Genomic DNA, 23155 nt, shown 5'->3' on the forward strand with positions numbered 1-23155 from the left:
ATGGCCATGAATGTTGATATTGCGTTGCGTCCGGTACGTGAGGGCGACGCCGCAGCTATCGCGGCGGCCTTCGCTTCCCACCCGGATATGATCCGGCAGGGCAATATTACGGATCTGGCCGGTGCCCGCCGCTATATCGCGCGTATTTTGGAGGCCCCGGACTCGCAGCTGGCCTGGGTAATTGCCCGGGACGATAGCGATGAACTCATCGGCATGGTCCGTATCGATGCGGATTGGGATGAGAAAAACGGGTGGTTTTCCTATTGGCTGCACCACGACTACTGGGGGCGTGGGATGATGTCCCGGGCCGCGGCAGCGGTGGCGGATTGGGCTCTGCGTGAGTGCGGCTTGGAGCGCCTGGAACTTGGGCACCGGGTGAATAACCCCGCCTCCGGCGGGGTGGCCCGCGCGGCTGGATTCCTTAAGGAAGGCACCGAACGCGGGAAATTCCTGATCAACGGGCAGCGGATTGACGTTGATCTGTACGGGAGGCTGGCAAGCGATCCGCTGCCGCACTACCGCCCCGTCCCGTTTCGCGGATAACCAGCTCAGAACCTCTTCCCTCAAAAGTGTTTTTCGTTACACTTAAGGAGTTATGAATACCACGACACCTGAAGAATTTTCGGTGACAACTGCGCGGTTGCGGCTTCGGCTGCACCGGCCCGATGATGCGCCGTGGCTGCATAGCATTTACAGCCGCGAAGATGTCACCAGATACCTCATGACCGATGCCTGGAATCCCGAACGGGCGGTCAACGAAGCTGCCCAGCGCGCCCAGGCGCGGGATTTGCGCGGCCCGCAGGCCGCGCTCGCCGTCGTTATCGAACTTGATGCGCAACCCATCGGGGACGTGCGCCTGTGGATGACCGATCCGCAGCACGGCGTCGCGGAAATTGCCACCGTGCTCCACCCGGATTTTCGCGGGCACGGCTATGCTTCGGAGGCCATGCGAGCCATGATTCGCTACGCCTGCCTGGAGTGTGGGGTGCATCGCGTTGCCGCGCAAATGGATGCGCGGGATCGGGTCTGTGAGCTCATGCTCCAGCACGCGGGAATGTATAAGGAAGCGCATATGCGCCAGGATTTCTGGCTCAAAGGGGAGTGGACGGACACCATCGTCTACGCCGTGCTCGCCAGTGATCTGGACGAGGGTGCCGGTGGGGTGGCTGGAAACGGCAGCGCTGCGGAGGGCAGTACTGATCTATGTGCTGAAGCCAATGGCGATGTTGGAGCCGATGCTGAGGCGGGCGATGTTCGCACCGAGCTAAACGGGAGCGCCACATATCCGATTGAAAGGTAAATGAGTGATTGGTAATCTGGGTGTCGCTCACCTCAACGAAAGGACACTTATATGAAGATCGCCATTATTTCCGGATCAATTCGCGAGGGTCAGGCTACCGAGGGTGTGGCCGGTTACGTCGCTCAGCTCGCAGCCCAGCGGGCGGGGGAGGCTACGTACGAACTCGTGAATATCAAGGATTTTGATATTCCGCTGCTCACCAGCCCGGTGGTTCCAGCCGCGGCGAACGGCCAGTACGATCATCCGGCCATCCAGCGCTGGGCCGATACAATCAGCGAATTCGACGCCTTTATTTTCGTGACCCCGGAATACAACCACGGGGTGCCCGGGGCCTTCAAGAACGCGGTGGATGCGCTGGGTGTGGAGTGGATGAATAAGCCGGTTGCTTTCGTGGGGCACGGCTCCATCGGAGGCGTGCGCGCTATCGAGCAATGGCGCCAGATCACGGCTAATTTCAATATGCCCGCCATCCGCTCCGAAGTGAATTTCATGATGTTTGAGGATTGGACGGACGGCGCATTCACCCCGCTGGAACGCCGCGCGGGTGAAGTGGAAGCCGTGCTGAGCGGCCTCGAAAAGCTCACCGCTCAGCTAGCGAAGTAAAAAGCAAGAGGAGCGATCAGAGGACCCACGATGACACGTGCCTGCGCCGCAGCAATATGGCGGACGTGCGATTCCCCACTGGGACAGTTCGCCGTTGCGGCGCAGGCGCATGCTCTCATCGCGGTAGTACTTCCCGGGCGGCCGCGCCCGCAGGCAGTAACCGAACTAGAAGATGGTGAAGATCGGCGCCGGGCGGAGGGGCTCGCCGCGCGGGCCTGCGCCCAGCTCAGCGAATATTTCGCGGGGGAACGCACCTGCTTTACGCTCCCCACCGATCTGGTTCTTACCCGCGGGCCTTTTGCGGCCCGGGTGCAGCGCGCCCTGGCGGAGATTCCCTACGGGCAGACCCGCTCCTATGGCGAGCTTGCCGCCATGTTGGGCAACCCGAGGGCCGTGCGGGCGGTGGGATCGGCGTGCGCGCGTAACCCAATACCTATCGTGCTGCCGTGCCACCGGGTGCTTGCCGCGCGCGGTGGGCTGGGCGGATACGCGGGCGGGCTGGATATGAAAAAGGAGCTGTTGCGCTTGGAAAGCTCCCGCGTGGGCGCGTGCCCGCTCCGCTAGCTCATCAGCCGAGAAGCGGGAGAACCTCCGCAAGATCAGTGATGCGATAATCGGCATCGGCTTCCAGCTCAATACCGGGAGTTTCCAGGAGGGCACCGGCCACGCCAACTTTATGCGCCGTCGTGATATCGATAGGCCGATCCCCAATAGCGAGGGTGCGGGCCCGATCCAAGCTATGCTTGTTGAGCATATGGGTGAACATTGCCGGGTCGGGTTTACGCGGGAAGCCGTCCTCGGGGCAGACCATATCGGCAACCCGGAGATTCAAACCATCCAGGAGAGTGCGGGCACTCGCGCGATCCCGGTGCGTGACCACCACATTAATCCCCGGAACCGCGGCCAGCACCTCATGCACATGCGCCATCGCGGGCGGTGGCGTGATTTTCCACGAGTCTTTCAACTCCTGTTCGCACTTCCGAAACTCCGCTTCCGGAATCCCGAAACGGCGCGATAACTCGGTGATGGCCAGATTGGTGGAGCGGCGGGTCAGGCGCGCAACCTCCAGGAGGGAAACCTCCTGGCCGGAATCAAGAACCACCGCCTGCAAGGTGGCATCCACATGCGGGTAGGTATCCACCATGGTCCCGCCCATATCCCAAATAATGTTGTGGAACATAATCCTCCTCGCCTGGGCGCTGCCGCCGCGGGTATCGGCGCCCCTCGGCGGCACTTACCGGCACGCCTCGGCCGCGCACTCCCTCCAGCCTAGCTAGTCACTGCCCCGGCCTGCCACGGACGTTCGGCGCGGCTACCGATCCCGGCGCTAAAATAAACCAGGTGAGCGACCCTGTGCGCACCCGTGCCCGGGCCGCTCGCGCCGCTAGCATCGGATGAGAGGGACCGCCGTGCAGTATCTTCCCGAGGAATTTCACCTCACCGCCTCGGACCGGGCCACTATGACCGCGGATTTCCAGTATTTCCACGCCAATCCCGAGCTGTCTTTCCAGGAAGTGGAGACTTCGCGCGCGCTCCGGGAACGCCTGGAAGCCATCGAACTTTCCGGTGAGATTACCCGCCAGATCATCCCCGTGACCGATACCGGTTTTGCGTGCGTGCTGCGCAACGGCCCCGGCCCGGTGGTTGGCTACCGCGCGGATATGGACGGCCTACCCGTCGCTGAACGCACCGGCCTCGCCTATGCCTCGCGGGCCACCGGAATTGATGCCTCCGGGAAAAATGTGCCGGTCATGCACGCTTGCGGGCACGATTCCCATATGACGATTGCGCTCGCCCTCGCCCGGGCTTTCGCGGCGCACCCGCAACTGTGGCGCGGCACCATTGTTTTTGTTTTCCAGCCCTCGGAAGAAAACGGCCTGGGGGCACGCGCCATGGTGGAGGCCGGCCTGTGGGAGAAAGCTCCGCGCCCGCAGATCATGTACGGCGGCCACGTGGTGCCGCGCCCGGCCGGCTGGGTCAATCTCTATCCGGGTGGGGTGCTGCCCGGCTCGGACGGTTTCGAAATTATTGTGCACGGGGTGGGCGGGCACGGCTCGCAGCCCCACCGCGCCGTCGACCCTATTGTTATCGGTTCGGCCATCGTCACCCGCCTGCAAACAATCCGTTCCCGCATGACGGATCCGGACCGCAACGCGGTGGTGAGCGTTGGCGTGTTCCAGGCCGGCAGCCAGGACAATATCATTCCGGACACCGCGCGCCTGTGCATTAATACCCGGTTCCGAGACGAGGAAACCCGCGCGATTATCAACACCGGTATCGAGCGGATCGTGCGGGCTGAGGCGCTCGCGGCCGGCGCCCCCGAACCGCTGATCCGCCAGATCCGCCAGGTGGATGCCACCGTGAACGACGACGCCGCTGTTGCAGCCTTGCGTGACGTGATCGGCGCGGAATTCGGGGAGGAAAACCTGGCCAGCGAAACTTTCGGTTTCAGTGAGGATTTCGCGGTGCTCGGCCAGGCCGCTGGCGCACAATCGGTATTCTGGCTGTTCGGTGGTTTTTCACCCGAGCAGCTGAACCCAGCCAGCGGGGAGCCAGCCTCGAATCATTCCCCGGATTTCTATGCCGATCCGGAGCTTTCCCTGGAGCCGGCCTACCGGGTGGGGGCCTGCGCCCTGTATTCCCAGGTGCGGGCGGATAACTAAGCCGGGGCGGAATAACTGAGCCGGGGAGCCGGAGAGTTGCCGGGCGCGTGCCGCTGGCGCGCTACTCCCAGCTCACCGCCGTGCCATCCCATTCCCCGAAACGCACCTGATCGGGGAAGCGGGTGCGCATAACCGCGATGGCTTCCGGATTGGCGTCAATAAGCAGGAAGTGACGGTCCAGTTCGCGCGCCGCGGCCCCGGTGGTGCCCGAGCCGGCAAAGAAATCAAGGACGCGGTCCCCGGGGCGCGAGGACGCGGTGATAATCCGGCGCAGAATCCCGAGTGGTTTTTGGGTGGGGTAGCCGGTTTTTTCTTTTCCGGTGGGGGAGACGATGGTATGCCACCACACGTCCGTGGGAAGTTTGCCGCGCGCTGCCTTTTCCTTGGTAACCAGGCCGGGAGCCATATACGGTTCGCGGTCCACATCTTCCGAATTGAAGTAGTAGCTGGCCGGATTCTTCACGTACACCAAAATCGTGTCATGTTTGGCGGGCCAGCGTTTTTTCGTGCGGGCGCCGTAATCGTAGGCCCAAATAATTTCGTTGAGGAAACACTCCCGCCCGAAAAGCGCATCGAGAAGCACCTTCGCGTAATGCGCCTCCCGGTAGTCCAGATGCAGGTAGAGGGTTCCGGAATCGGTCAGGAGCCGCCAGGCTTCTTCGAGGCGCGGCTCCAGGAAACCCCAATATTCGGCGAAACTATCGTCGTAGCCGAGCACCCGCTCCACGATAGTTTCGTAGCGTTGGCCTTTGAAACCGATCCGATCCCCGGTGGTGGAACGCCGGGTGACCACCGTGGAGCGGCGCTGGGGCCGGCCGGTATTAAAAGGAGGATCGAGGTAAATAAGCTGGAATGATTCGGCCGGTAGGGCCCGGAGTACCGGTAGGTTATCCCCGAACACCACAGCGTCCGTACCCGCATCATTCCACATATATATCCTCACTTTCTTACCGCCGGCCCTCCCGCGTGCGGGCCGGCCACTATTCCTGGAGTGCACGCCCCGCACCCAGTTGTCCGGAATTTCCGGACAACTGGGGAGCCGCGCCGGGCACCCGACTAACACAGCCCAGCGCGCCCGGCTAGTGCAGTCCAACGCGCCGGCTAGCCCAGCAGTGGCGCGCCCACTACGCGTGATTAGCGCAGCCGCGTGCCATCCGCCAATTCGAAGAGCGTGCGCAGCACCGCCCCGTTACTGGAACGCAAACCGCTGTGCTCGTGGGTGGAGGTCACGTACCGGTGAATCCCGGAAAGTAGCGCTCCTGTTTCAAGGGAGAACTCCAGGGGCACATAGGCGTCATTCACGTAAACCGCGGCCGCGCCGCGCGCCCCCGATTCCCGCAAAGCTTCCGGGAAGTAGAGCTGCGGCCACTCCCAGGTGGCCAGTTTTTCAACTACATCTTTCCACGGTTGGAAAGCCGGGACGGTATCTGCCCATTCCGCCCACACGTGCTCGCCGTAGAGGAGCGAGGTATCGGTGCGGAAAGCTTCCGGTTGGGTGCGCTCCGCACTCCAGTTGGTGACCACACCATCCGCGTAGGAAGATTCGTGCAGCACGTAGTAGAGCGGGTTACGCCCATCAAAAGGCATGGCCGCGGCCAGGTCATAACGGAAAGCTGTGGAGGCCGGATCCTTTTCCAGCAGGTAATACAGTTCCCGCCATCCGTTATCCGAACCAAGGAGGTGCCCGAGGGAACGCAGCCGCGAGGGCGAAACAATTTCCCCGGTGGGTAATTCGATGGAACCGCTACCCGCCAGCTCCACCAGCTCCCGCACCTGGTCGCGGTGCGCGGGGAAACGCCGATAGTACTCTTCACTGTGCTCGCGCATCTTTTCCCACGTGAGGGAATAGACATCATCAGCGCTGCGGCGCACGGCGGTAAGCCCGCCGGTGAGGAATGCCTGGTCGATATGTTCGGGCGCTACCGAAAGATAATGCACGGTGGTGAAACCACCGAAGGACTGCCCGAGGAGGTTGATTTTCTCCACCCCGAGTTCTTGGCGCAGCGCCTCGCAATCGCGCACGATGCCATCGGCACGCATATGGCTGAGGTATTCGGCGACCTCCGCGGTGCTTCCGGTGCTGAGAATATCCTCCCCGACGGGTGTGGAGCGGCCCGTGCCGCGTTCATCCACGAACACAACCCGGTAGCGTTCCAGGGCCACGTTCAGCCAGGAGGGCTCCAGCGGGGACAGGCTGGGCCGCCAGGCTTCATAGCCCGGCCCACCCTGCAGATAGAAGAGATAGGGGAGGGATTCCCCGCCCGGGCGAGTGGCGATACGAGCGAATACCTCAATGGTGCGGGTATCTTCCCGATCCGCGGTGAGCGGGACGGTGAGGGTGAGTTCATCGAGGCGAAGCTGCTCGAGATAGTGCGTTGTTGTCGTCATACTAGGAACGCTACCAGGCGCTTCGACATTCTCAGCGGGCGGGAGGCCCACGAGCGTCACTTCGCGCCGTGAGCCTCCCACCAAACCCGTGACCTTCCCGCCCGAGCTGTCATCTACACAATGACCTCGCGGGAAATCTCTACAGTGCGATCCGCCGGGAGGCTCTTCACCCAGGCCGGCGAAGCGGAATGCCGCGCGATGCGAGCGAAAAGCCAGGCTTGCCAGCGGGGCAGCTGCGGGATATCACCGGCACTACCAGAGCCCGCACCGTTACCAGAGCCCGCGCTCTTGCCAGAGTCCGCACCGCCGCTAGCTGCGTCGTCGTTCTTCCCGCGTGCGCGTACCCCCAAGTGACTGAGCACCCACTGGGCCTCGCTCAGCTTCCAGGAACCCCACCCGTATTCGCGCTGCGCCCATTCCAAGTCGGCCGGAATATTGCGGATATCCATGAAGCCGTACCGCATTGTGAGGTGAACAACGCCCTCCACGCGCGGGCTCACCTGCGTGCGGGTAATGCGCTCGGCGCGCTCAATATGGGCTTGCGGGGCTGTTTTGATGGAGAGAATAATAACGTGGTCGCGCATACTGCGATGCAGCTCGGTGGTGGCCCGCAACGCAGCCGGGACCGTGGTGGCCAAGGAATGCGGATAAATAACCGTACCCGGAACTCGCCGCAGCGGGTTTTTCTGCAAGTGCGCCGCGAACTCCGCGAGGGTGCCTTCGGTGCGCGCCCGGGTGGCCGCCACCACTGCCTCCCCGCGCCGCCACGTGAGCATCACCACCATGAGAATGAGGGCGATAAGCAGAGGCAGCCAGCCACCCGTCACCAATTTCGCGGCATTAGCGGCGAAAAGCGGCACTTCTACCACTCCCAACACCACCGCCAGCGCCGCGCTCTGCCACCAGCGCCAGTGCCAGCCGATCACCGTGAGAGCTAGCAGCATCGCGGTGGTGAGAAGGAAATCGGTGGAGACCGCCAGCCCGTAAGCGGAGGACAGCCGCGCCGAATCACGGAAAATCACCACCACGGCCGCCACCGCCGCCACCAGCAGCCCGGTAATATCCGGCAGGTAAATCTGCCCAGCCCCGCTCGCGGAGGTATAACGAATCCGCAGGTGGGGGAGGTATCCGAGCCGGGAAGCCTGGCGGGCAATGGAATAGGTCCCCGCGATCACCGATTGCGAGGCGATGACCGTGGCGCCGGTCGCCAGCAGCATGAGCACCAGGGCCCACTGGGAAGAAACCAGGTGGAAGAACGGATCGGCAATAGCCTCCGGGTGCTCGAGCAGCAGCGCGCCCTGCCCCAGGTAGTTACACACCAGCGCGGGCAGCACCACCGCGAACCACACCGCGGAAATGGGGCGCCGCCCGAAATGGGCGATATCGGCGTAGAGCGCCTCGGCGCCGGTCACCGCGAGTACTACCGCGCCCATGGCGAGGAAACCGATAGCCGGGTGCCCGCCCACAAATATCAGCGCCTGGTGCGGGGAAAGTGCCGCGATAATTTCCGGATGCGCGGCAATATGCGGGAGCGCGATTAGCGCTAGCCCCGTGAACCACAGCAGCATGAAGGGGCCGAAAATCGCGCCCACTCGCCCGGTGCCGTAGCGCTGCATCCAGCCCAGGGTGAGAAGAATCACCAGCGCGATGGGCACGATGAGGGTGGAGGGGAAGGTTGGCAAGGCCACCCGGATACCTTCGATAGCGGAGAGCACTGAAATGGCCGGGGTGATGACGGCGTCGCCGAAAAAGAGCGCCGCCCCGAACATGCCCGCCACCGTGAAAAGCGCCGCGGCGCGCGGCCGCCCACCGCTGAGGGTGCGTAGCAGGGTGGCGAGGGCAATGATGCCGCCTTCGCCGTCGTTATCCGCGCGCAGCACAAGGATGACGTATTTGAAGGACACGATAAGAAGGAGCATCCACACCACCAGGGAAATCACTCCGTAGATCGAGGCGTCCGTGAGCGGAACAGCCCCGCCGTGCACGGTGAAAACCGCGCGCACAACATAGAGCGGACTGGTCCCGATATCGCCGAAAACCACCCCAAGAGCGGCCAAACCAAGACCGGCGCGGGCTAGGGTCCCGCCACGGTGGGCACTGTGTTCCCCACCGTCACGCCGCAGCGACGCAGCGCGAAAAATTTTTGTCATGAGCGGGAATCCTAGCCACCTTCGCTGACGAAAAAGCATCGAAAAGGTCCGGTGTGATGTTCTAGTCACCCGGTGTACCATCGTCCCAGGAAGCTAATCGTTGCGGTGAGGAGTTCAATAACAATGATGGCAATGCACGGTGGCGCCCAGCTCGCCAATAGCGGGGCGCAGGTCCTCGCCTGGGTGGTTATTAGTGTTTTGGTGCTGGCCCTCGGGATTCTGCTGCTGTTCTTGGCGCGCCGCCACGCCGCGCGCGGCACCATGGAGGTCACGCCCGCGGAAGTCGCGGCCGGTGCAGTTTCGGAAAATGATGGGATGGGGAACGACGGCGCAGCTGAGGCCGCCGGCGAACCTGGCAATCACTAGACTGGGAGGCCATGAGCATGTCTGAGTTTGCTGAGTCCACGCCCGATGCCGCGCAGGCGGATACCGCGCTGGAGGGTACCGCGCCAGCGGATCCGGCGCAGGCGCAGGGGAGCACCCCCGCTGATCTCCACGCCCGCGGATACGCGCAATTCATCGCGGCATCCCCGTCCTCGTACCACGCGGCGGCGCAGCTGGCTCAGATTCTGGAAGCCCACGGTTTCACCGAGCAGCGGGAAACGGAAGCCTGGGAGGCGCGCGGGGCGCGCTATGTGCGGCGCGGCGGGGCGCTCATCGCCTGGGTGAGCCCGCGGGGTGCGGGGAACGGCGAACTGGCCCCGTTCCGCATCCTCGGTGCCCATACGGATTCGCCCACTCTCAAACTCAAGCCGGCCGGAACTTCCCGCCACGGGGGCTACACCCAGGTGGATATGGAGGTGTACGGCGGGCCGCTGCTCAATTCGTGGCTCAACCGTGACCTCGGCCTGGCCGGGCGCATCACGGATATGGAGGGCCGGGAATACCTGGTGCGCACCCCGGCGTGCATGGTGATCCCGCAGCTCGCCCCGCATCTTATTTCCGGCAATCGGGATAGCCTGAGCTTGGATCGCCAGCAGCATCTCCACCCGATATTCACCGGGGCGCGCGGGGAAGCCTGCTGCGCCGCGGGCGCGGATTGCGCCGATAACGCCGCGCACGCGGAAGCCGATACCGATAGCGATCTTTTTGAGACCCTGGCGCGCTACGCGAAGCCGGGGTCGGAGGGGCGGGAAGCGCCCGGCGCCGAATGGATCGGCTGGCATGATATTTACGCTTATGACGTTGAGCCGCCGCGGCGCAATGGGATGTACCTATCGGCCGGGCGCCAGGATAATTTGTCCTCCGTATACGCCGGGCTGCGGGCGCTCCTCGACGGAGTGGCGGCCGATGCCGAGCTCCCGTACTTCCCCGTTTTCGCCGCCTTCGATCACGAAGAAGTTGGCTCGGAAACCACCAGCGGAGCCAGCGGGCCCTTCCTGGAAACCGTGCTCGCCCGCATCGCAGAAAGCTTCGGGGTGCGCGGGGATAGCTGGTACCGGTTGCTGGCTCGCTCGGCCTGCATGTCCGCCGATGCCGGTCACGCTCTCAACCCTAATTACGCCGAGTTTTACGATCCGGATTCCGCCCCGCGCGCCGGTGCCGGCCCGCTCATCAAAATGAACGCCCAGCAGCGCTACGCCTCCGACGCGGAATCGGTGACCCTCGCCCTGCGCGCGGCCAGCGATGCCGGCGCCGCCTACCAATTCTTCATTTCCCGCAATTCCATCCCTTGCGGAACCACCATCGGCCCGCTCACCGCCACCCGCCTGGGTATCACCACGGTGGATGTGGGCGTGCCCCTCCTGTCCATGCACTCCGCGCGCGAACTCTCCCACGTGGAAGACCTCTACCAGCTGCGCCGCCTCATCCGCGGTTTCCTCTTCGGTCAGGGCGCGGCCATTCTTCCGGACGTGGATCTTGCGGATCTCGCCGATCTCACGGATAACGGCGGGGGAGCGGGCCCGGGCGTAGAAAGTGAGCGTAATGAGTAGCGTCCCCGTCACGAACGTTGCCTATCTGCTTGATCGCACCGCTTTCGCCAACCCGGATCGCACCTGCTTCTACTACGACGCCACCACCCTGACGGTCGGCGAAGCGCGCGATACCACCTCCCGCCTCGCCCAGCTGTTCGTCCAGGCCGGCGTCTCCCACGGGGACCGCGTCATGATCGTGGCCCATAATTCTCCCTACCACTACCTAGTTGCGGTTGCCTGCGCCCGCATCGGTGCGGTTTTCGTTCCGGTGGACGCCCGCCTCCACCCGGTAGAAATTCAACGCCTCGTCGATTTCGCGGCTCCGCGCGTCCTCATCGCGTGCGCGGAAATAGGCACCGCCGGCGCCTTCACCTCCACCGGCACTCTTATTCATTTTGTTATCGACGACGACGTCCTCGCGCCACCCTTCACTCCCGCCCTCACCAACGGCTATATTGCTTTGAGCGCGGCAACCGGGAGTTTCACCGCTGATTTCGTAGCCGATGGCCCAGCCGGAAATCCCGCCTTTAATACCGAAGGCTACCCGAGCGGAGTGGCCGTCATGATGTTCCGGCCCGCGCCCCCGGAAGCACCCCGCGCCCTCGAACTCACCCACGATAATTTGTGGTGGGCGGACCGTATTTTCCACGATGCACTGGGCTACGGGCGTGATGACATTTTCTTACACAGCGCGCGATGTTCCTCTATTGCCGGCTTCAACGGCGGCACCCTCTTCCACTTCGCGCGCGGGGGCCGCATTGTTATTGCGCGCACTCCCTCCCCGGCCGGGCTGCTGCACCTCATTGAAGAACACCGGGTCACCACCATGTTCGGCACCCCCACCACCTATTCTTTTATGCTCGACGACGACACCTTCCTCACCCGGGACCTTTCCAGCCTCCGGTACGCCTTCGTGGGCGGGGCGGCGGTCCCGCCGGCTCTCATGGGGCGCCTGGATGCGGCGGGTCTCCATCCTCTTAATATGTGGGGGTCTGTGGAAACGGGCGGCGTCGGCCCCTATCTTCCCACCGCTCGGGTAGCGCACAAAGCTGAAACGGTGGGGCGCGCCATGCCCCACGTGGAGATTCGCCTGGTAGAGCCGGGTACCGATAGCCCGGTGGCGCCCGGGGAGATCGGAGAAATGCAACTGCGCGGGCCGAGCATTTCGGCCGGATACTGGCACGGGGATAATTACCAGCGTTCCTCCTTCGCGGGGGAATGGTTCTGCTCTCAGGATCACGCGCGGGTGGATGCGGACGGGTATATCACCCTGGTCGCCCGGGTCACCGATACCATCAAAACCGGGGGAGATACCGTACACCCCGAAGAAATTGAGCGGGTGCTCCACCAGTACCCGGGAGTGCGGGCCGCCCTCGTCACGGGCGTACCCGATCCGGTGTGGGGCCAGGTGGTGGGTGCCGCCATCGTCATGGATTCCCACGAGTCCAGCCCCGAAAATTTCGCCACCCCGGATCCGGCCACCGGCGGTTTCGCGGTGGTGCCCCAAAGCCTGCCTGTGCCCAGCCTCGATCAACTTCGGGCTTTTGCCGCCCAAGCGCTCGCTTCCTTCAAGCTCCCGCGCCTGCTCGTGGTTCTCGATGAGCTTCCGGTGGATGACGACGGGAAAGTATCTCGGGCGCGGTTGCGGGAGCTCTTCGGGCACGGTACCGCAGCGCCGGCTCCTGCGGCGCCGGTAGCTCTCTAAAACAGCCCCGCACGCTTTCAGCCGCGGCCGCGGTGCCTGTGGACGCCTCTGCCGCGCCCTGCAACAGCCCCGTATCTCGATTCTGGAATGATTTTGAGAAAAACTATCTCAGCATATGAGATATCCACGGCGTGAGACGTGACTCCTTCCTGAAAGTGTCCAGACTCTCGCAACTTCGAAAAATGGCTCTATGCTGCGGATTTCTCCAATTTTTGCGGGCGTGAACATTCGCACATGAAAAAAGCCTGAGCCTAAACGTAAAGAAATCGTCAAGACTCGTGTAGGCTTTTTCCATGGTTAGAGCGGTGGCGCTGGCTATCCGCACAGGATGCCAATGCGTGTTCCATCCTGTGGAGATCGTCAACGCACCGGATTCTTGAGAATCCGGCACCGCTTTTGCATATTCCACGCGCCCACAGCGCGAACATGATCACTCCGTACCGGGGGACTGCCCCCGCGGTACGGAAACAGTCAATGAGGAGGTTCCTTCGTGAAGAAGACCGCTTATCCCTTGGTGGCCGGAGCAGCCGCGCTTGCTCTGGTCATGACTGGTTGTTCCTCCAACGGCAAGGGTGGCCCCACCCAGGTCGAAGGAAATGTCAACCGGACCGCTTCGGTCACCGTCGGTGCCGATGAATTCCTGGGCTACAACGGCTTGACGCCCACTACCTACAGCTCGGCCAACTCCCTTGTTGTTGACCGCATGATGCCCGGCTTCGGCTACTACTCCGCCAATGGCGAGTGGAAGCACGGCACCGCTCTCGGTGACTACGAACTGGTTTCCGAGAATCCCCTCACCGTGAAGTACACCTACAACGATGAGGCCAAGTACCAGGGTGGCGAACTTATTACCTGTGAAGATGCCTACCTGGACTGGGTTTCCCAGAACCCGAAGTGGATCATGGATGGCCAGGCTGCGGCCGGCTCCGATGAGCCGCTGTTCAACCACGTGTCCAGCCCGGATACCTATGCGGACGGCGTTCCGGAAGGCCCCCAGTGCAATGCTGGCGACCGTTCCTTCACCATCACCTACGCCGAACCGAACCCGGATTGGCAGCTCGTTGTTTCCGGTCAGCTTCCCTCGCACGTGGTAGCCAAGAAGATCGGCATGTCCAAGAAGGAGCTTTTCGAAGCTCTGAAGAACAAGGACTTTGAGACCGCTAAGAAGGCCGCTGAATTCTGGAACAACTGGAATTCGCCCACCCCGGGCCAGCTGCCCTCCGCGGAAGATGCTCCGTCCTTCGGCCCCTACACCCTCAAGGAAGGTGGCTGGGAAGCCGGTCAGTACATCACCATGGTTCCCAACCCGGATTGGTGGGGTGAGAAGCCCGGCCTCGATGAGCTCGTGATCCGCTTCATCCCGCCGGAAGGCCAGGTTCAGGCCCTCGCCAACCAGAACGTGAACGTCATTGAGCCGCAGGCCACCAAGGACACCCTTGATGCCCTCAACGGCACCCAGGGCGTGACCGTCCTCGAAGGTAACACCATGATTTGGGAGCACTTCGACTTCAACTTCAAGCCGGGCTCCATCTTCGCCAATGACAAGGGCGGCCTCGCTCTGCGCCAGGCCATGGCCTACTGCATCCCGCGCCAGCAGATCGTTGATTCGCTTATCAAGCCGCTCAACGCTAACGCTGAAGTCCTCAACTCCCGTGAATACTTCCCGGATAACCCCGAGTACAAGGAAGTTGTGGCCGCCTCCTACAACGGCGAATATGACAAGGTCGACATCGAAAAGGCCAAGGCCAAGGTTGCTGAATCCGGTATCGCCAACCCGGTGGTCCGCATTGGTTACAACCAGCCCAACCAGCGCCGTTCCGATGAGGTTGCCCTCGTGACCTCCTCCTGCGCCCAGGCCGGCATCACCGTCCAGGACGTCGGGGCCCAGGGCTTCATGGCCCCGGGTGGCGGCTATGAGAGCGGCGACTTCGATATGGTGCTCTTCGCCTGGTCCGGCTCCGGCCAGATCGTTTCCGGCGCGAATATCTACAAGTCCAACGGTGGCCAGAACCAGACCGGTTACGCCAACGCCACTGTTGACACCGAATGGGACAAGGTTTCCTCCAGCCTGGATCCGAAGGTCCAGAAGGAAGCCAAGAAGGTGATTGAGAAGGAACTGTGGAATGACCTCTTCGGTATCCCGCTCTTCACCCACCCGGGCATCGCGGCGTACACCACCGGTATGGAGAACGTTGAGCGCAACGTCACCCAGTCCGGTATCGCCTGGAATGCCGAAAAGTGGAGCTGGGGCTCCGCACCCGCCAAGGCTGAGTAATTAGCCTTATGCATAGGAAGTAATAGTTATTTTCTAGCTGCACCGGAGGGGCCGCGCTTGCGGCCCCTCCGGGCGTGCAGTTTTATCACCCTTCCTGTGTCACATCCCACGTCCCATTTCGTCTGGAAATGCTTATGTACTATAGTCACCGAGTAAAATTGTCCGAACCGGCGCCCATCGGCACACAGAACGGAAAGAAGTCTCGCGGTGTATAAATTCATCGCCAAACGAATTGGCATCTCAGTACTTATCCTCTGGGCCGCGTCGCTCCTTATCTTCGTTCTTACGATTAATTCGGGCGACCCCCTCGAGGACCTTCGCGAATCCAATAACCCGAATCGCGAAAACCTCATGCAGCAGCGCTCCTCCTTCATGGGCCTCGACCTGCCCTGGTACGAGCGCTATTGGACTTGGCTGACCGGAGCCGCAAAATGCTTCATCGGCCAGTGCGACCTGGGCGTCAATCGTTCCGGACAGTCTGTCAATGACATGCTCGGTCAGGCCGCTTCCGCCACCTTGCGCCTCGTGCTGGCGGCCACCTTCCTCGCGATCTTCTTCGGAATCTTCTTCGGTGTGATGAGTGCTATCCGCCGCTACACCGGTTTCGATTACGTCGTGACCTTCCTCGCCTTCACCTTCTACTCACTGCCCGCTTTCGTCTTCGCGGTGCTCCTGAAGGAATACGGCGCTATTCGCTTTAATGACTGGCTGGCAGATCCAACAATCTCACTGGTTACTATTGTCATATTTGCCGGTATCTTCGCACTCTTTGTGCAGGCCCTCGTGGCCGGAGGCCCGAAGCGGCGCGCCATGGCCGCGGCCATCAGCTTCGCCATCGCCTTCGGCGTCATGGAATACATTTCCGTAACCCGTGCCTTCCTGGAACCCACCGGCGGGCTGTGGATCGAAGCCCTCATGGGTCTAGCCGGCACGGTGCTCTTCACCGGCCTCTTCCTCGGCTTCTCCAATAAGCGCGGCTTTGCTGTGGTGGGCGCCAATGCCGCGATTATGTTCGTCATCGTGGCGGCCTGCTCGAATATGCTCTGGGAGCCCACGTGGGGCTTCCTCTTCCTGATCCTGGCTCTCGGTATCGCCGCCTCCGTGGGCGTGTCCTACTTCTTCGGTGGCTACGCCCGTCGTTCGGTCACCTGGGCCTCGATTTGGGCCGTGTTCTCGGTGTGGATCGCGATTATCTTCGATTTTGCCGCCCGGTACTGGTCCACCTACCTGCCGCTCACCCAGAACCGCCCGATTTCCACCATCGGTTCGATGACCCCGAATTTCCAGGGCAGCCACGTTTTCTGGCTCAGCTTCCTGGATTCCTTCACCCACCTCCTACTGCCGACGATCTCGCTGACGCTCATGTCCATCGCGTCCTATACGCGCTATACGCGCTCGTCCATGCTGGAAGTGCTCGGTCAGGATTACATCCGTACCGCGCGCGCCAAGGGCCTGCCCGAACATACGGTTATCACCCGGCACGCGTTCCGTAACGCCATGCTGCCGCTGCTCACCATTATCGCTTTCGATTTCGCAGGCCTCATTGGCGGTGCGGTTATTACCGAAACGGTCTTCGGCTGGAAGGGCATGGGTGAACTCTTCCGAACGGGCCTGGCCCAGGTAGACCCGGCCCCCGTTATGGCCTTCTTCTTGGTCACCGGCGGAGCCGCGGTGCTCATGAATATGGTCGCGGACATCATGTACGCCTACGTCGATCCTCGGATTAGGCGGTAAGCATGAGCCTGACTACCCCCATGAATCGTCACCAAGCCCGAGGAGAATCCGATGAGTGAGAATCGCTCGAAAACAACCGTCGCGTCGCTCGACCCGGAACACGTTGTTGAGGTCGACGACGCTCAGCTCGCTTCCTCCAGCCCCTCCTATTCCCAGGGGCGCCTGGTACTGCGCCGCTTCCTGCGGCATAAGCCCGCGATGGTATCCGCCGTCGTTCTTATTCTTGTGACGCTGGTGGCCTTCCTGTCCATTGGCTGGAATATGAGCTTCTTTGGGCTGCACTGGCATTTCTCCGGTTTGTGGCGCCACAATTACACGGATGTTCTGGATGTCGTCAATAACGGCAAACCGACCTTGACCTGGACCTCGCTGGGCGAACACCCCTTCGGGCAGGACAATATCGGCAAGGACTACTTCGCCCTGACCATGAAGGGCACCCAGATTTCTATTATTATCGCCTTCGTCGTCGGGCTGGTGTCCACCATTATCGGCACGGTTATCGGCGCGGCCGCCGGTTACTTCCGCGGCTGGACCGAAGCGATCCTCATGCGCATTACCGACCTCTTCATCGTGATCCCGCTGCTCATCCTCGCCGCGGTTATCGGCAAGATGGTGGGAAGCCAGGGCATTTTGTTCCTCGCGGTTATGCTGGGTGTGCTCTCCTGGACGGGCCTGGCGCGCCTGGTGCGCGGCGAAGTGCTCTCCTTGCGGGAACGCGAATTCGTGGCCTCGGCCCGCGCGCTGGGAGCCTCCCCGTGGCGTATTATTTTCCGCCACATCCTCCCGAACTGCCTGGGCACGATTATTGTTTCGGCAACCCTGTCGATTTCTTCGGCCATTCTGCTGGAAACGTCGCTGTCCTTCCTCGGTTTCGGGGTGCGCCCGCCGGCAACTTCGCTCGGCCTGCTTATTTCTACCTACCAGACCACGTTCTCGACCCGCCCCTGGCTCTTCTTTGCCCCGGCCGGTCTGATCCTCATCATCGCGCTGTCCATTAACTTCATCGGTGACGGCCTGCGTGATGCCTTCGATCCGCGCCAGCGTTCTGCGGTCTCGCGCCGCAAGATGAAGGCCCTTGCGGAAGGACATATTGAGAACGACGTCGAAGCTGATCTCATGCCGGTGACCACCGCGGCCACCACCGCGACGGGTGGCGAGCACGCCGCTCCCGCATCCGACGCCACCGAAAGGAAGGGCGAATAAATGCGTCTCGGAAAACGCGCTGCAACAACGCACGATAAAGCTGCCTCCTCGGCCACGGCCACGCTGAAGGCCGACCAGCCCGTCGTCACCCCGCACCCGAAAACCGATAAGCCGGTGCTCGGCTTCGGTGAACTGGACGTCAAATTCGCCACCGAATTCGGTGCGGTTCACGCCGTGCGCGGCGTGAGTATCGATGTACGCCCGGGTGAAGTGGTGGGCCTGGTAGGCGAATCCGGTTCCGGCAAGTCCGTCACCTCCACCACGGCCCTCGGCCTGCTCCCTTCCAATGCTGTTATTAGCGGAAGCGTGCAGGTGGCCGGGCGGGAAGTGCGCGGGATGACCTCGCGGGGCATGCGCGCCCTGCGCGGTGCCGAAGTGGGCATGGTGTTCCAGGAACCCATGACCGCCCTCAACCCGGTGCTCACCATTGGCCGTCAGATGACGGAAGGCCTGGAAACCCACGGGCTCGCCTTCGGGGAAGATGCCCGCAATCGCGCGGTTGCCATGCTCAAGGCTGTGGGGTTGCCCGATGCCGAAGAGCGCATGAACCAGTACCCGCACCAGCTTTCCGGCGGGCAGCGCCAGCGCGTGGTCATCGCGATCGCGCTCATCGCCAACCCCTCCGTCATTATTGCGGACGAACCGACCACCGCCCTGGATGTCACTGTCCAGGCCGATATCCTCGACCTGCTGCGCTCCCTCAAGGACCAGCTCAATACCGGCATTCTGCTTATCACCCACTCCATGGGTGTTATTGCGGATATGGCCGACCGGGTCCATGTGATGTTCAAGGGTGAGATTGTGGAATCGGGCGACGTCGTTCAGGTTCTGAACCACCCCAAGCACCCGTATACGCGCCGACTGCTGGAAGCCGTGCCGCATCTGGGCCAGGGCCGCGAGCAATTCGGTTTCTCCCTGGAAAAGGAAGCTTCTATCGACCTCAATAAGAAGGTGCTAGAAGCTAAGGACCTCGTTATCGAATACGAGATTCCCGGCAAGGAGCCCTTCCGCGCGGTTGACCATGTGTCCTTGGATGTTGCCGAGCGTGAGATCGTGGGCCTCGTGGGTGAATCCGGTTCGGGTAAATCCACCATCGGTAAATGCGTGCTCGGGCTCATCCCGGCGGCTTCCGGTGAGGTGAAGATCTTCGGCGAGGACCTCGTGGGTGCTTCGCGTAAGCACGCTCAGGAACTGCGCCAGCACGTGGGTGTGGTCTTCCAGGATCCGGCCGCGTCTCTCGACCCGCGTTTCCCGGTGGGCGATTGCATTATGGAACCGCTCGATGTTCATAAGGTCGGCACGAAGGCGGAACGCCGCCAGCGGGTGTACGACCTGCTCGATGCGGTACGCCTGCCGCGTTCCTCCTTCAACCGCTACCCGCATGAGCTTTCCGGCGGGCAGCGCCAGCGCGTGTGCATCGCCCGCGCCCTGGCCCTGCGCCCCAAGCTCCTCATCGCGGACGAACCGACCTCCGCGCTGGACGTGTCCGTCCAGGCCCAGGTCCTCACCATGCTCTCTGAACTCCAGGACGACATGGGCTTCGCCTGCCTCTTCATTTCGCACGATCTCGCGGTGGTCGATATGCTTTCGCACCGCGTGGTGGTGTTGCAAAACGGCAAGGTCGTGGAAGCGGGCCAGCGCGAGGACGTTCTCCACAACCCGCAGGAAGCCTACACTCAGCGCCTCCTGGCCGCCGCCCCGGTTCCCGAACCGATTGAGCAGCGCCGCCGCCGCGAAGAACGCCACGCGCTGCTGCGCAAGCAGGGCCGTGAAGTCTCGCGTTTGCGTTTGAATGAGAACGACGACGCCGCCAACTAGGCGAGAGTTACTCCGGCGCTCAGGTGAATGCCAGGCCGCAGGCCGCGGCTAGGCAGGCCACCCACGCCACACACAGAACCGCTCGGTTGCGATCCACGGATCGTACCGGGCGGTTTGTGCTATTTGGGTGGTCCGCAGTCTCAAGGGCACGTGAGTGGGCGGCCCGCAGCTGCTGCGCGGCCCGGGCGAGGGTGACCCAGCGGGTGCGGGTAGTAGCGCCACGCCCGGGCAGCGCGGGAAGATCAGCGTGGCGAGCCGCAGCCGGATGTCGGGCGGGAAGAAGCCGACGCCCGGCCGCCAGCGCGCCGCCAGCCGGGAACGCCGCCGCATCCCAATGCTGCCCGCCCCGGGCGTGCGTGGTGAGATAGAAACGGGTAGTGAAACGCGCCACCGTGCCCCAGGGCAGGTAGATGGTACGCAGCGGGTTAATAATCGTTAGGCCCACCGCGCTATAGCGCAGTTCGGGGAGGAAGAAAAAAGAATAGGCGGCGCCGGCCACCCCGGCCCCCAGGAAAGCGGCGGCAAGAGCGGAGAGCGGCATAGGAACCCCGGCCGCGATGAGAATCAGGGGTGCGAAGCCAAGGGCACTGAGAAGGCCGCCTTTGACGATCTGGCCGCGCGAACGCAGGGTCACCTCGCCGGCTTGACGTTTCACTCTGCCGTGCCCGGCCGTTTCGTTCCCGTGCCCGGCCGCGCCCGCGTGCGTACCTTCCGCACTCACAGCGCCACCGACCAGGCAATACCGCCGAGCACCCCGAGTACCCCGGCCACCGCGAAGGCGAGCCGATCCCAGGCCCAGTGCCGCTCCACCCGCGGATGCTCGCTCGGGGCACCCGCGGGAACATAACGGGAGGCCACCGACTCAATGAACTTCCGCACCGGCAGCGTTGCCGTGGTGACCGTATGATCCCCGGAATCGTGGACCGGGACGGCGCGGCGGGTATCCGGGGTGGGGCGCCCGACGGAGCCGAAGGCGCGGGCGTGGATGGCTGCTCCGTCCGTCGTCGTGATAACAAGACCGTACCCGGATTCGACCCCGCGCAAACGAGGGAACGGAACCCGCAGGTCGCGGAAGGTATTGCGTATCGTCACCCCGGAATCGTCTACGTCCACGCTGGGCAAATAGAAGAGCGCATACCTGGCCAGGCACATGCCGGCGGCGAACACAGCCGCGGGCGGCAAATAACCCCATCCGCCCTGCCACACCTGCATGACCAGCGCGATGATTCCGATAGCGCCGCACAGCCCGGCGGCGGGGGCGGCCGAGGCGCCGCGAAGACGATAACGTGCAGACATAAGCATATTTTCCCACGTTCGCGCCCCGATTGCCGATTCCCGCAGCCGGCGGTGGTGATTCTTGACATGGTGGCGTATACGGCGGCGGCCAGGCGAGTAACATTGCCAGGGGTTTGCGCTCGCGCAGCCCGTATGTCACAACGCCGGCGCGGGTCGGCAGGGAAGTAGGTTATGGATAGTCGCAACGATCTTCGCAACGTTGCCATTGTGGCGCACGTTGATCACGGGAAAACCACTCTCGTGGACGCGCTCATGTGGCAGGCCGGGGCTTTCGGAGAGCGCGCCACCGTGGAGAAAACCGGGGAGCGCGTCATGGATTCGGGAGAACTGGAACGCGAAAAAGGCATCACCATCCTCGCGAAGAACACCGCGATCCATTACCGCGGGCCGGCCGCGGCCGCAGCCGGCGCACCTGAGGGCATCACCATTAACGTGATCGATACCCCCGGCCACGCCGATTTCGGCGGGGAAGTCGAACGCGGGCTGTCCATGGTGGACGGCGTTATTTTGCTCGTGGACGCCTCCGAGGGCCCGCTTCCGCAAACTCGTTTCGTGCTGCGCAAGGCCCTGGAAGCCTCGTTGCCCGTCATTATTGTTATTAATAAGGTGGATCGCCCGGACGCGCGCATCGCCGAGGTGGAATCCGAAACCCAGGATCTCCTCCTTTCCCTCGCCTCCGACCTGGATCATCCCGATCCGGATATGCTCGATTCCCTCCTGGAAACCCCGGTGATTTACGCTTCCGCGAAGGCCGGGCGCGCGAGCCTGACCCGCCCGGCGGACGGCCAGCTGCCCGAAAGCGCCGATCTGGAGCCGCTGTTTGAGGCGATTGTGAACTATATTCCCGCCCCGCATTTCGAGGCGGACGCCCCGCTGGCCGCCCAGGTCACCAATCTGGATGCTTCGCCTTTCCTTGGCCGTATCGCCCTGCTGCGGATTTATTCGGGCACCATTAAGAAGGGCGCGACGGTTGCGTGGGTACGCGCTGATGGTACGACGTCGTCGGCCCATATCTCGGAACTGCTTCTCACCGAAGGTCTGGAACGTAAGCCGGCCACCTCTGCCCGGGCCGGCGATATTGTGGCGATCGCGGGTATTCCGGATATTACGATTGGTGATTCCCTGGTGGATCCGGACGATCCGCGCCCGCTGCCGCCCATCCACGTGGATGACCCGGCTATTTCTATGACCATCGGGATTAATACTTCGCCGTTGGCCGGGACCGAAGGCAAGGGCCATAAGCTCACCGCGCGGCAGGTCAAGGACCGCCTCGATCAGGAACTCGTGGGTAATGTGTCCATCCGGGTGCTCCCCACCGGCCGCCCTGATGCCTGGGAAGTGCAGGATCGCGGAGAATTGGCTCTGGCGATTCTGGTGGAGCAGATGCGCCGCGAAGGTTTCGAGCTGACGGTGGGCAAGCCCCAGGTCGTCACCCGCACCATTGACGGGACTGTATGCGAGCCGATGCAGCGCACCACCATTGACGTGCCCGAAGAATACCTCGGCGCGGTTACCCAGCTCATGGCGGCCCGCAAGGGACTCATGGAAACGATGGCGAATCACGGCACCGGCTGGGTGCGCATGGAATTTGTGGTGCCGGCCCGCGGCATGATTGGTTTCCGCTCCGCGTTCCTCACCCAGACCCGCGGCACCGGCATCGCCGCCTCCATCTCGGAAGGCTACGCGCCCTGGATGGGTGAGATTTCCTCGCGGGCCACCGGCTCCCTGGTCTCTGATCGGGCCGGGCAGGTCACCGCCTACGCCCTCCAGCGCCTGGAAGACCGCGGCACGTTCTTCGTGACCCCGGGCCAGGAAGTGTACGAGGGCCAAGTGGTGGGCGAAAACCCGCGCGACGAGGATATGGACGTCAATGTGGTGCGCGCCAAGGAAATGACAAATATGCGCTCGGCCACCGCCGACGTGTTTGAGACCCTGCAAGCGCCCCGACGGCTTACCCTAGAAGAAGCTATGGAATTCGCTGCTGATGACGAATGCCTGGAAGTAACCCCGGAATCCGTGCGGGTGCGCAAAGTCGTGCTCAGCGCGGTGGAACGGGGCAAGATCGCCGGGCGGAAGAAGCGCGCGAAGAAGTAGCGCCCGCCCA

Annotated in this window: 19 protein-coding genes; 13 read left to right on the forward strand and 6 right to left on the reverse strand. The window is 62.8% G+C overall.

Annotation, left to right across the window (positions count from 1 at the left end):
* Genes QP305_RS02575 through QP305_RS02590 form a run of 4 tightly spaced genes read left to right on the forward strand, consistent with a single transcriptional unit; the run spans position 1 to position 2467 of the window.
* The gene (locus QP305_RS02575) at positions 1–543 is read left to right on the forward strand and encodes a GNAT family N-acetyltransferase (RefSeq protein WP_284903800.1); all 543 of its coding nucleotides are present in this window, start codon (positions 1–3) and stop codon (positions 541–543) included.
* Between the two features lie 52 nt (positions 544–595).
* Positions 596–1300: a GNAT family N-acetyltransferase gene (locus QP305_RS02580; protein WP_284903801.1), complete on the forward strand. Its 705-nt coding sequence runs from the start codon at positions 596–598 to the stop codon at positions 1298–1300.
* Positions 1301–1351: 51 nt separating this feature from the next.
* Positions 1352–1903, forward strand: coding sequence for an NADPH-dependent FMN reductase (locus tag QP305_RS02585; protein WP_284903803.1), 552 nt, complete (start codon positions 1352–1354; stop codon positions 1901–1903).
* Between the two features lie 30 nt (positions 1904–1933).
* Positions 1934–2467 carry a methylated-DNA--[protein]-cysteine S-methyltransferase gene (locus QP305_RS02590; RefSeq protein ID WP_284903805.1) on the forward strand — a complete coding sequence of 178 codons (534 nt, stop codon included), beginning with the start codon at positions 1934–1936 and terminating at the stop codon, positions 2465–2467.
* Between the two features lie 4 nt (positions 2468–2471).
* Here QP305_RS02590 and QP305_RS02595 read toward each other — a convergent pair whose 3' ends face one another.
* Positions 2472–3083, reverse strand: coding sequence for an HAD-IA family hydrolase (locus QP305_RS02595; protein WP_284903807.1), 612 nt, complete (start codon positions 3081–3083; stop codon positions 2472–2474).
* Positions 3084–3312: 229 nt separating this feature from the next.
* Here QP305_RS02595 and QP305_RS02600 point away from each other — a divergent pair, with 229 nt between their 5' ends.
* On the forward strand, positions 3313–4566 hold the full coding sequence (locus QP305_RS02600; RefSeq protein WP_284903808.1) for an amidohydrolase: 1254 nt from the start codon (positions 3313–3315) through the stop codon (positions 4564–4566).
* Between the two features lie 61 nt (positions 4567–4627).
* On the opposite strand, the gene QP305_RS02605 is transcribed toward QP305_RS02600, so the two are convergent.
* The 3 genes from QP305_RS02605 to QP305_RS02615 all read right to left on the reverse strand — a co-directional run bounded on the left by QP305_RS02605 (position 4628) and on the right by QP305_RS02615 (position 9104).
* Positions 4628–5497 carry a DNA-methyltransferase gene (locus tag QP305_RS02605; protein ID WP_284903811.1) on the reverse strand — a complete coding sequence of 290 codons (870 nt, stop codon included), beginning with the start codon at positions 5495–5497 and terminating at the stop codon, positions 4628–4630.
* Positions 5498–5700: 203 nt separating this feature from the next.
* Positions 5701–6954, reverse strand: coding sequence for an alpha/beta fold hydrolase (locus tag QP305_RS02610; RefSeq protein WP_284903814.1), 1254 nt, complete (start codon positions 6952–6954; stop codon positions 5701–5703).
* A 113-nt stretch (positions 6955–7067) separates the two neighbouring features.
* Positions 7068–9104: a potassium transporter Kup gene (locus QP305_RS02615; RefSeq protein ID WP_284903816.1), complete on the reverse strand. Its 2037-nt coding sequence runs from the start codon at positions 9102–9104 to the stop codon at positions 7068–7070.
* A gap of 123 nt (positions 9105–9227) precedes the next feature.
* On the opposite strand from QP305_RS02615, the gene QP305_RS02620 reads away from it, so the two are divergent.
* The 7 genes from QP305_RS02620 (at position 9228) to QP305_RS02650 (ending at position 19755) form a co-directional block, all read left to right on the forward strand.
* Positions 9228–9470 carry a hypothetical protein gene (locus tag QP305_RS02620; RefSeq protein WP_284889342.1) on the forward strand — a complete coding sequence of 81 codons (243 nt, stop codon included), beginning with the start codon at positions 9228–9230 and terminating at the stop codon, positions 9468–9470.
* A gap of 11 nt (positions 9471–9481) precedes the next feature.
* Entirely contained in the window at positions 9482–11038 is a 1557-nt protein-coding gene (locus tag QP305_RS02625) for a M18 family aminopeptidase (protein WP_284903817.1), read from the forward strand.
* Positions 11031–12725 carry a class I adenylate-forming enzyme family protein gene (locus QP305_RS02630; protein ID WP_284903818.1) on the forward strand — a complete coding sequence of 565 codons (1695 nt, stop codon included), beginning with the start codon at positions 11031–11033 and terminating at the stop codon, positions 12723–12725. The genes QP305_RS02625 and QP305_RS02630 overlap by 8 nt, the downstream gene beginning before the upstream one ends.
* A 490-nt stretch (positions 12726–13215) precedes the next feature.
* On the forward strand, positions 13216–15000 hold the full coding sequence (locus tag QP305_RS02635) for an ABC transporter substrate-binding protein (protein ID WP_284903819.1): 1785 nt from the start codon (positions 13216–13218) through the stop codon (positions 14998–15000).
* A gap of 207 nt (positions 15001–15207) precedes the next feature.
* The gene (locus QP305_RS02640; RefSeq protein WP_284903820.1) at positions 15208–16734 is read left to right on the forward strand and encodes an ABC transporter permease; all 1527 of its coding nucleotides are present in this window, start codon (positions 15208–15210) and stop codon (positions 16732–16734) included.
* Between the two features lie 51 nt (positions 16735–16785).
* On the forward strand, positions 16786–17937 hold the full coding sequence (locus QP305_RS02645; RefSeq protein ID WP_284901476.1) for an ABC transporter permease: 1152 nt from the start codon (positions 16786–16788) through the stop codon (positions 17935–17937).
* Positions 17938–19755, forward strand: coding sequence for an ABC transporter ATP-binding protein (locus QP305_RS02650; RefSeq protein WP_284903821.1), 1818 nt, complete (start codon positions 17938–17940; stop codon positions 19753–19755). It begins immediately after the preceding gene.
* A gap of 19 nt (positions 19756–19774) precedes the next feature.
* On the opposite strand, the gene QP305_RS02655 is transcribed toward QP305_RS02650, so the two are convergent.
* Positions 19775–20476: a hypothetical protein gene (locus QP305_RS02655; protein WP_284903824.1), complete on the reverse strand. Its 702-nt coding sequence runs from the start codon at positions 20474–20476 to the stop codon at positions 19775–19777.
* Positions 20473–21051 (reverse strand): PH domain-containing protein, encoded by a 579-nt coding sequence (locus QP305_RS02660; protein WP_284903826.1) that lies wholly within the window; start codon positions 21049–21051, stop codon positions 20473–20475. The genes QP305_RS02655 and QP305_RS02660 overlap by 4 nt, the downstream gene beginning before the upstream one ends.
* 171 nt (positions 21052–21222) lie before the next feature.
* On the opposite strand from QP305_RS02660, the gene typA reads away from it, so the two are divergent.
* Positions 21223–23145 (forward strand): translational GTPase TypA, encoded by a 1923-nt coding sequence (gene typA / locus QP305_RS02665; RefSeq protein ID WP_284903828.1) that lies wholly within the window; start codon positions 21223–21225, stop codon positions 23143–23145.
* The last annotated feature ends 10 nt before the right edge of the window (positions 23146–23155 follow it).

This window comes from Actinotignum timonense (genome assembly GCF_030216305.1).
Taxonomy (GTDB): Bacteria; Actinomycetota; Actinomycetes; order Actinomycetales; family Actinomycetaceae; genus Actinotignum; species Actinotignum timonense_A.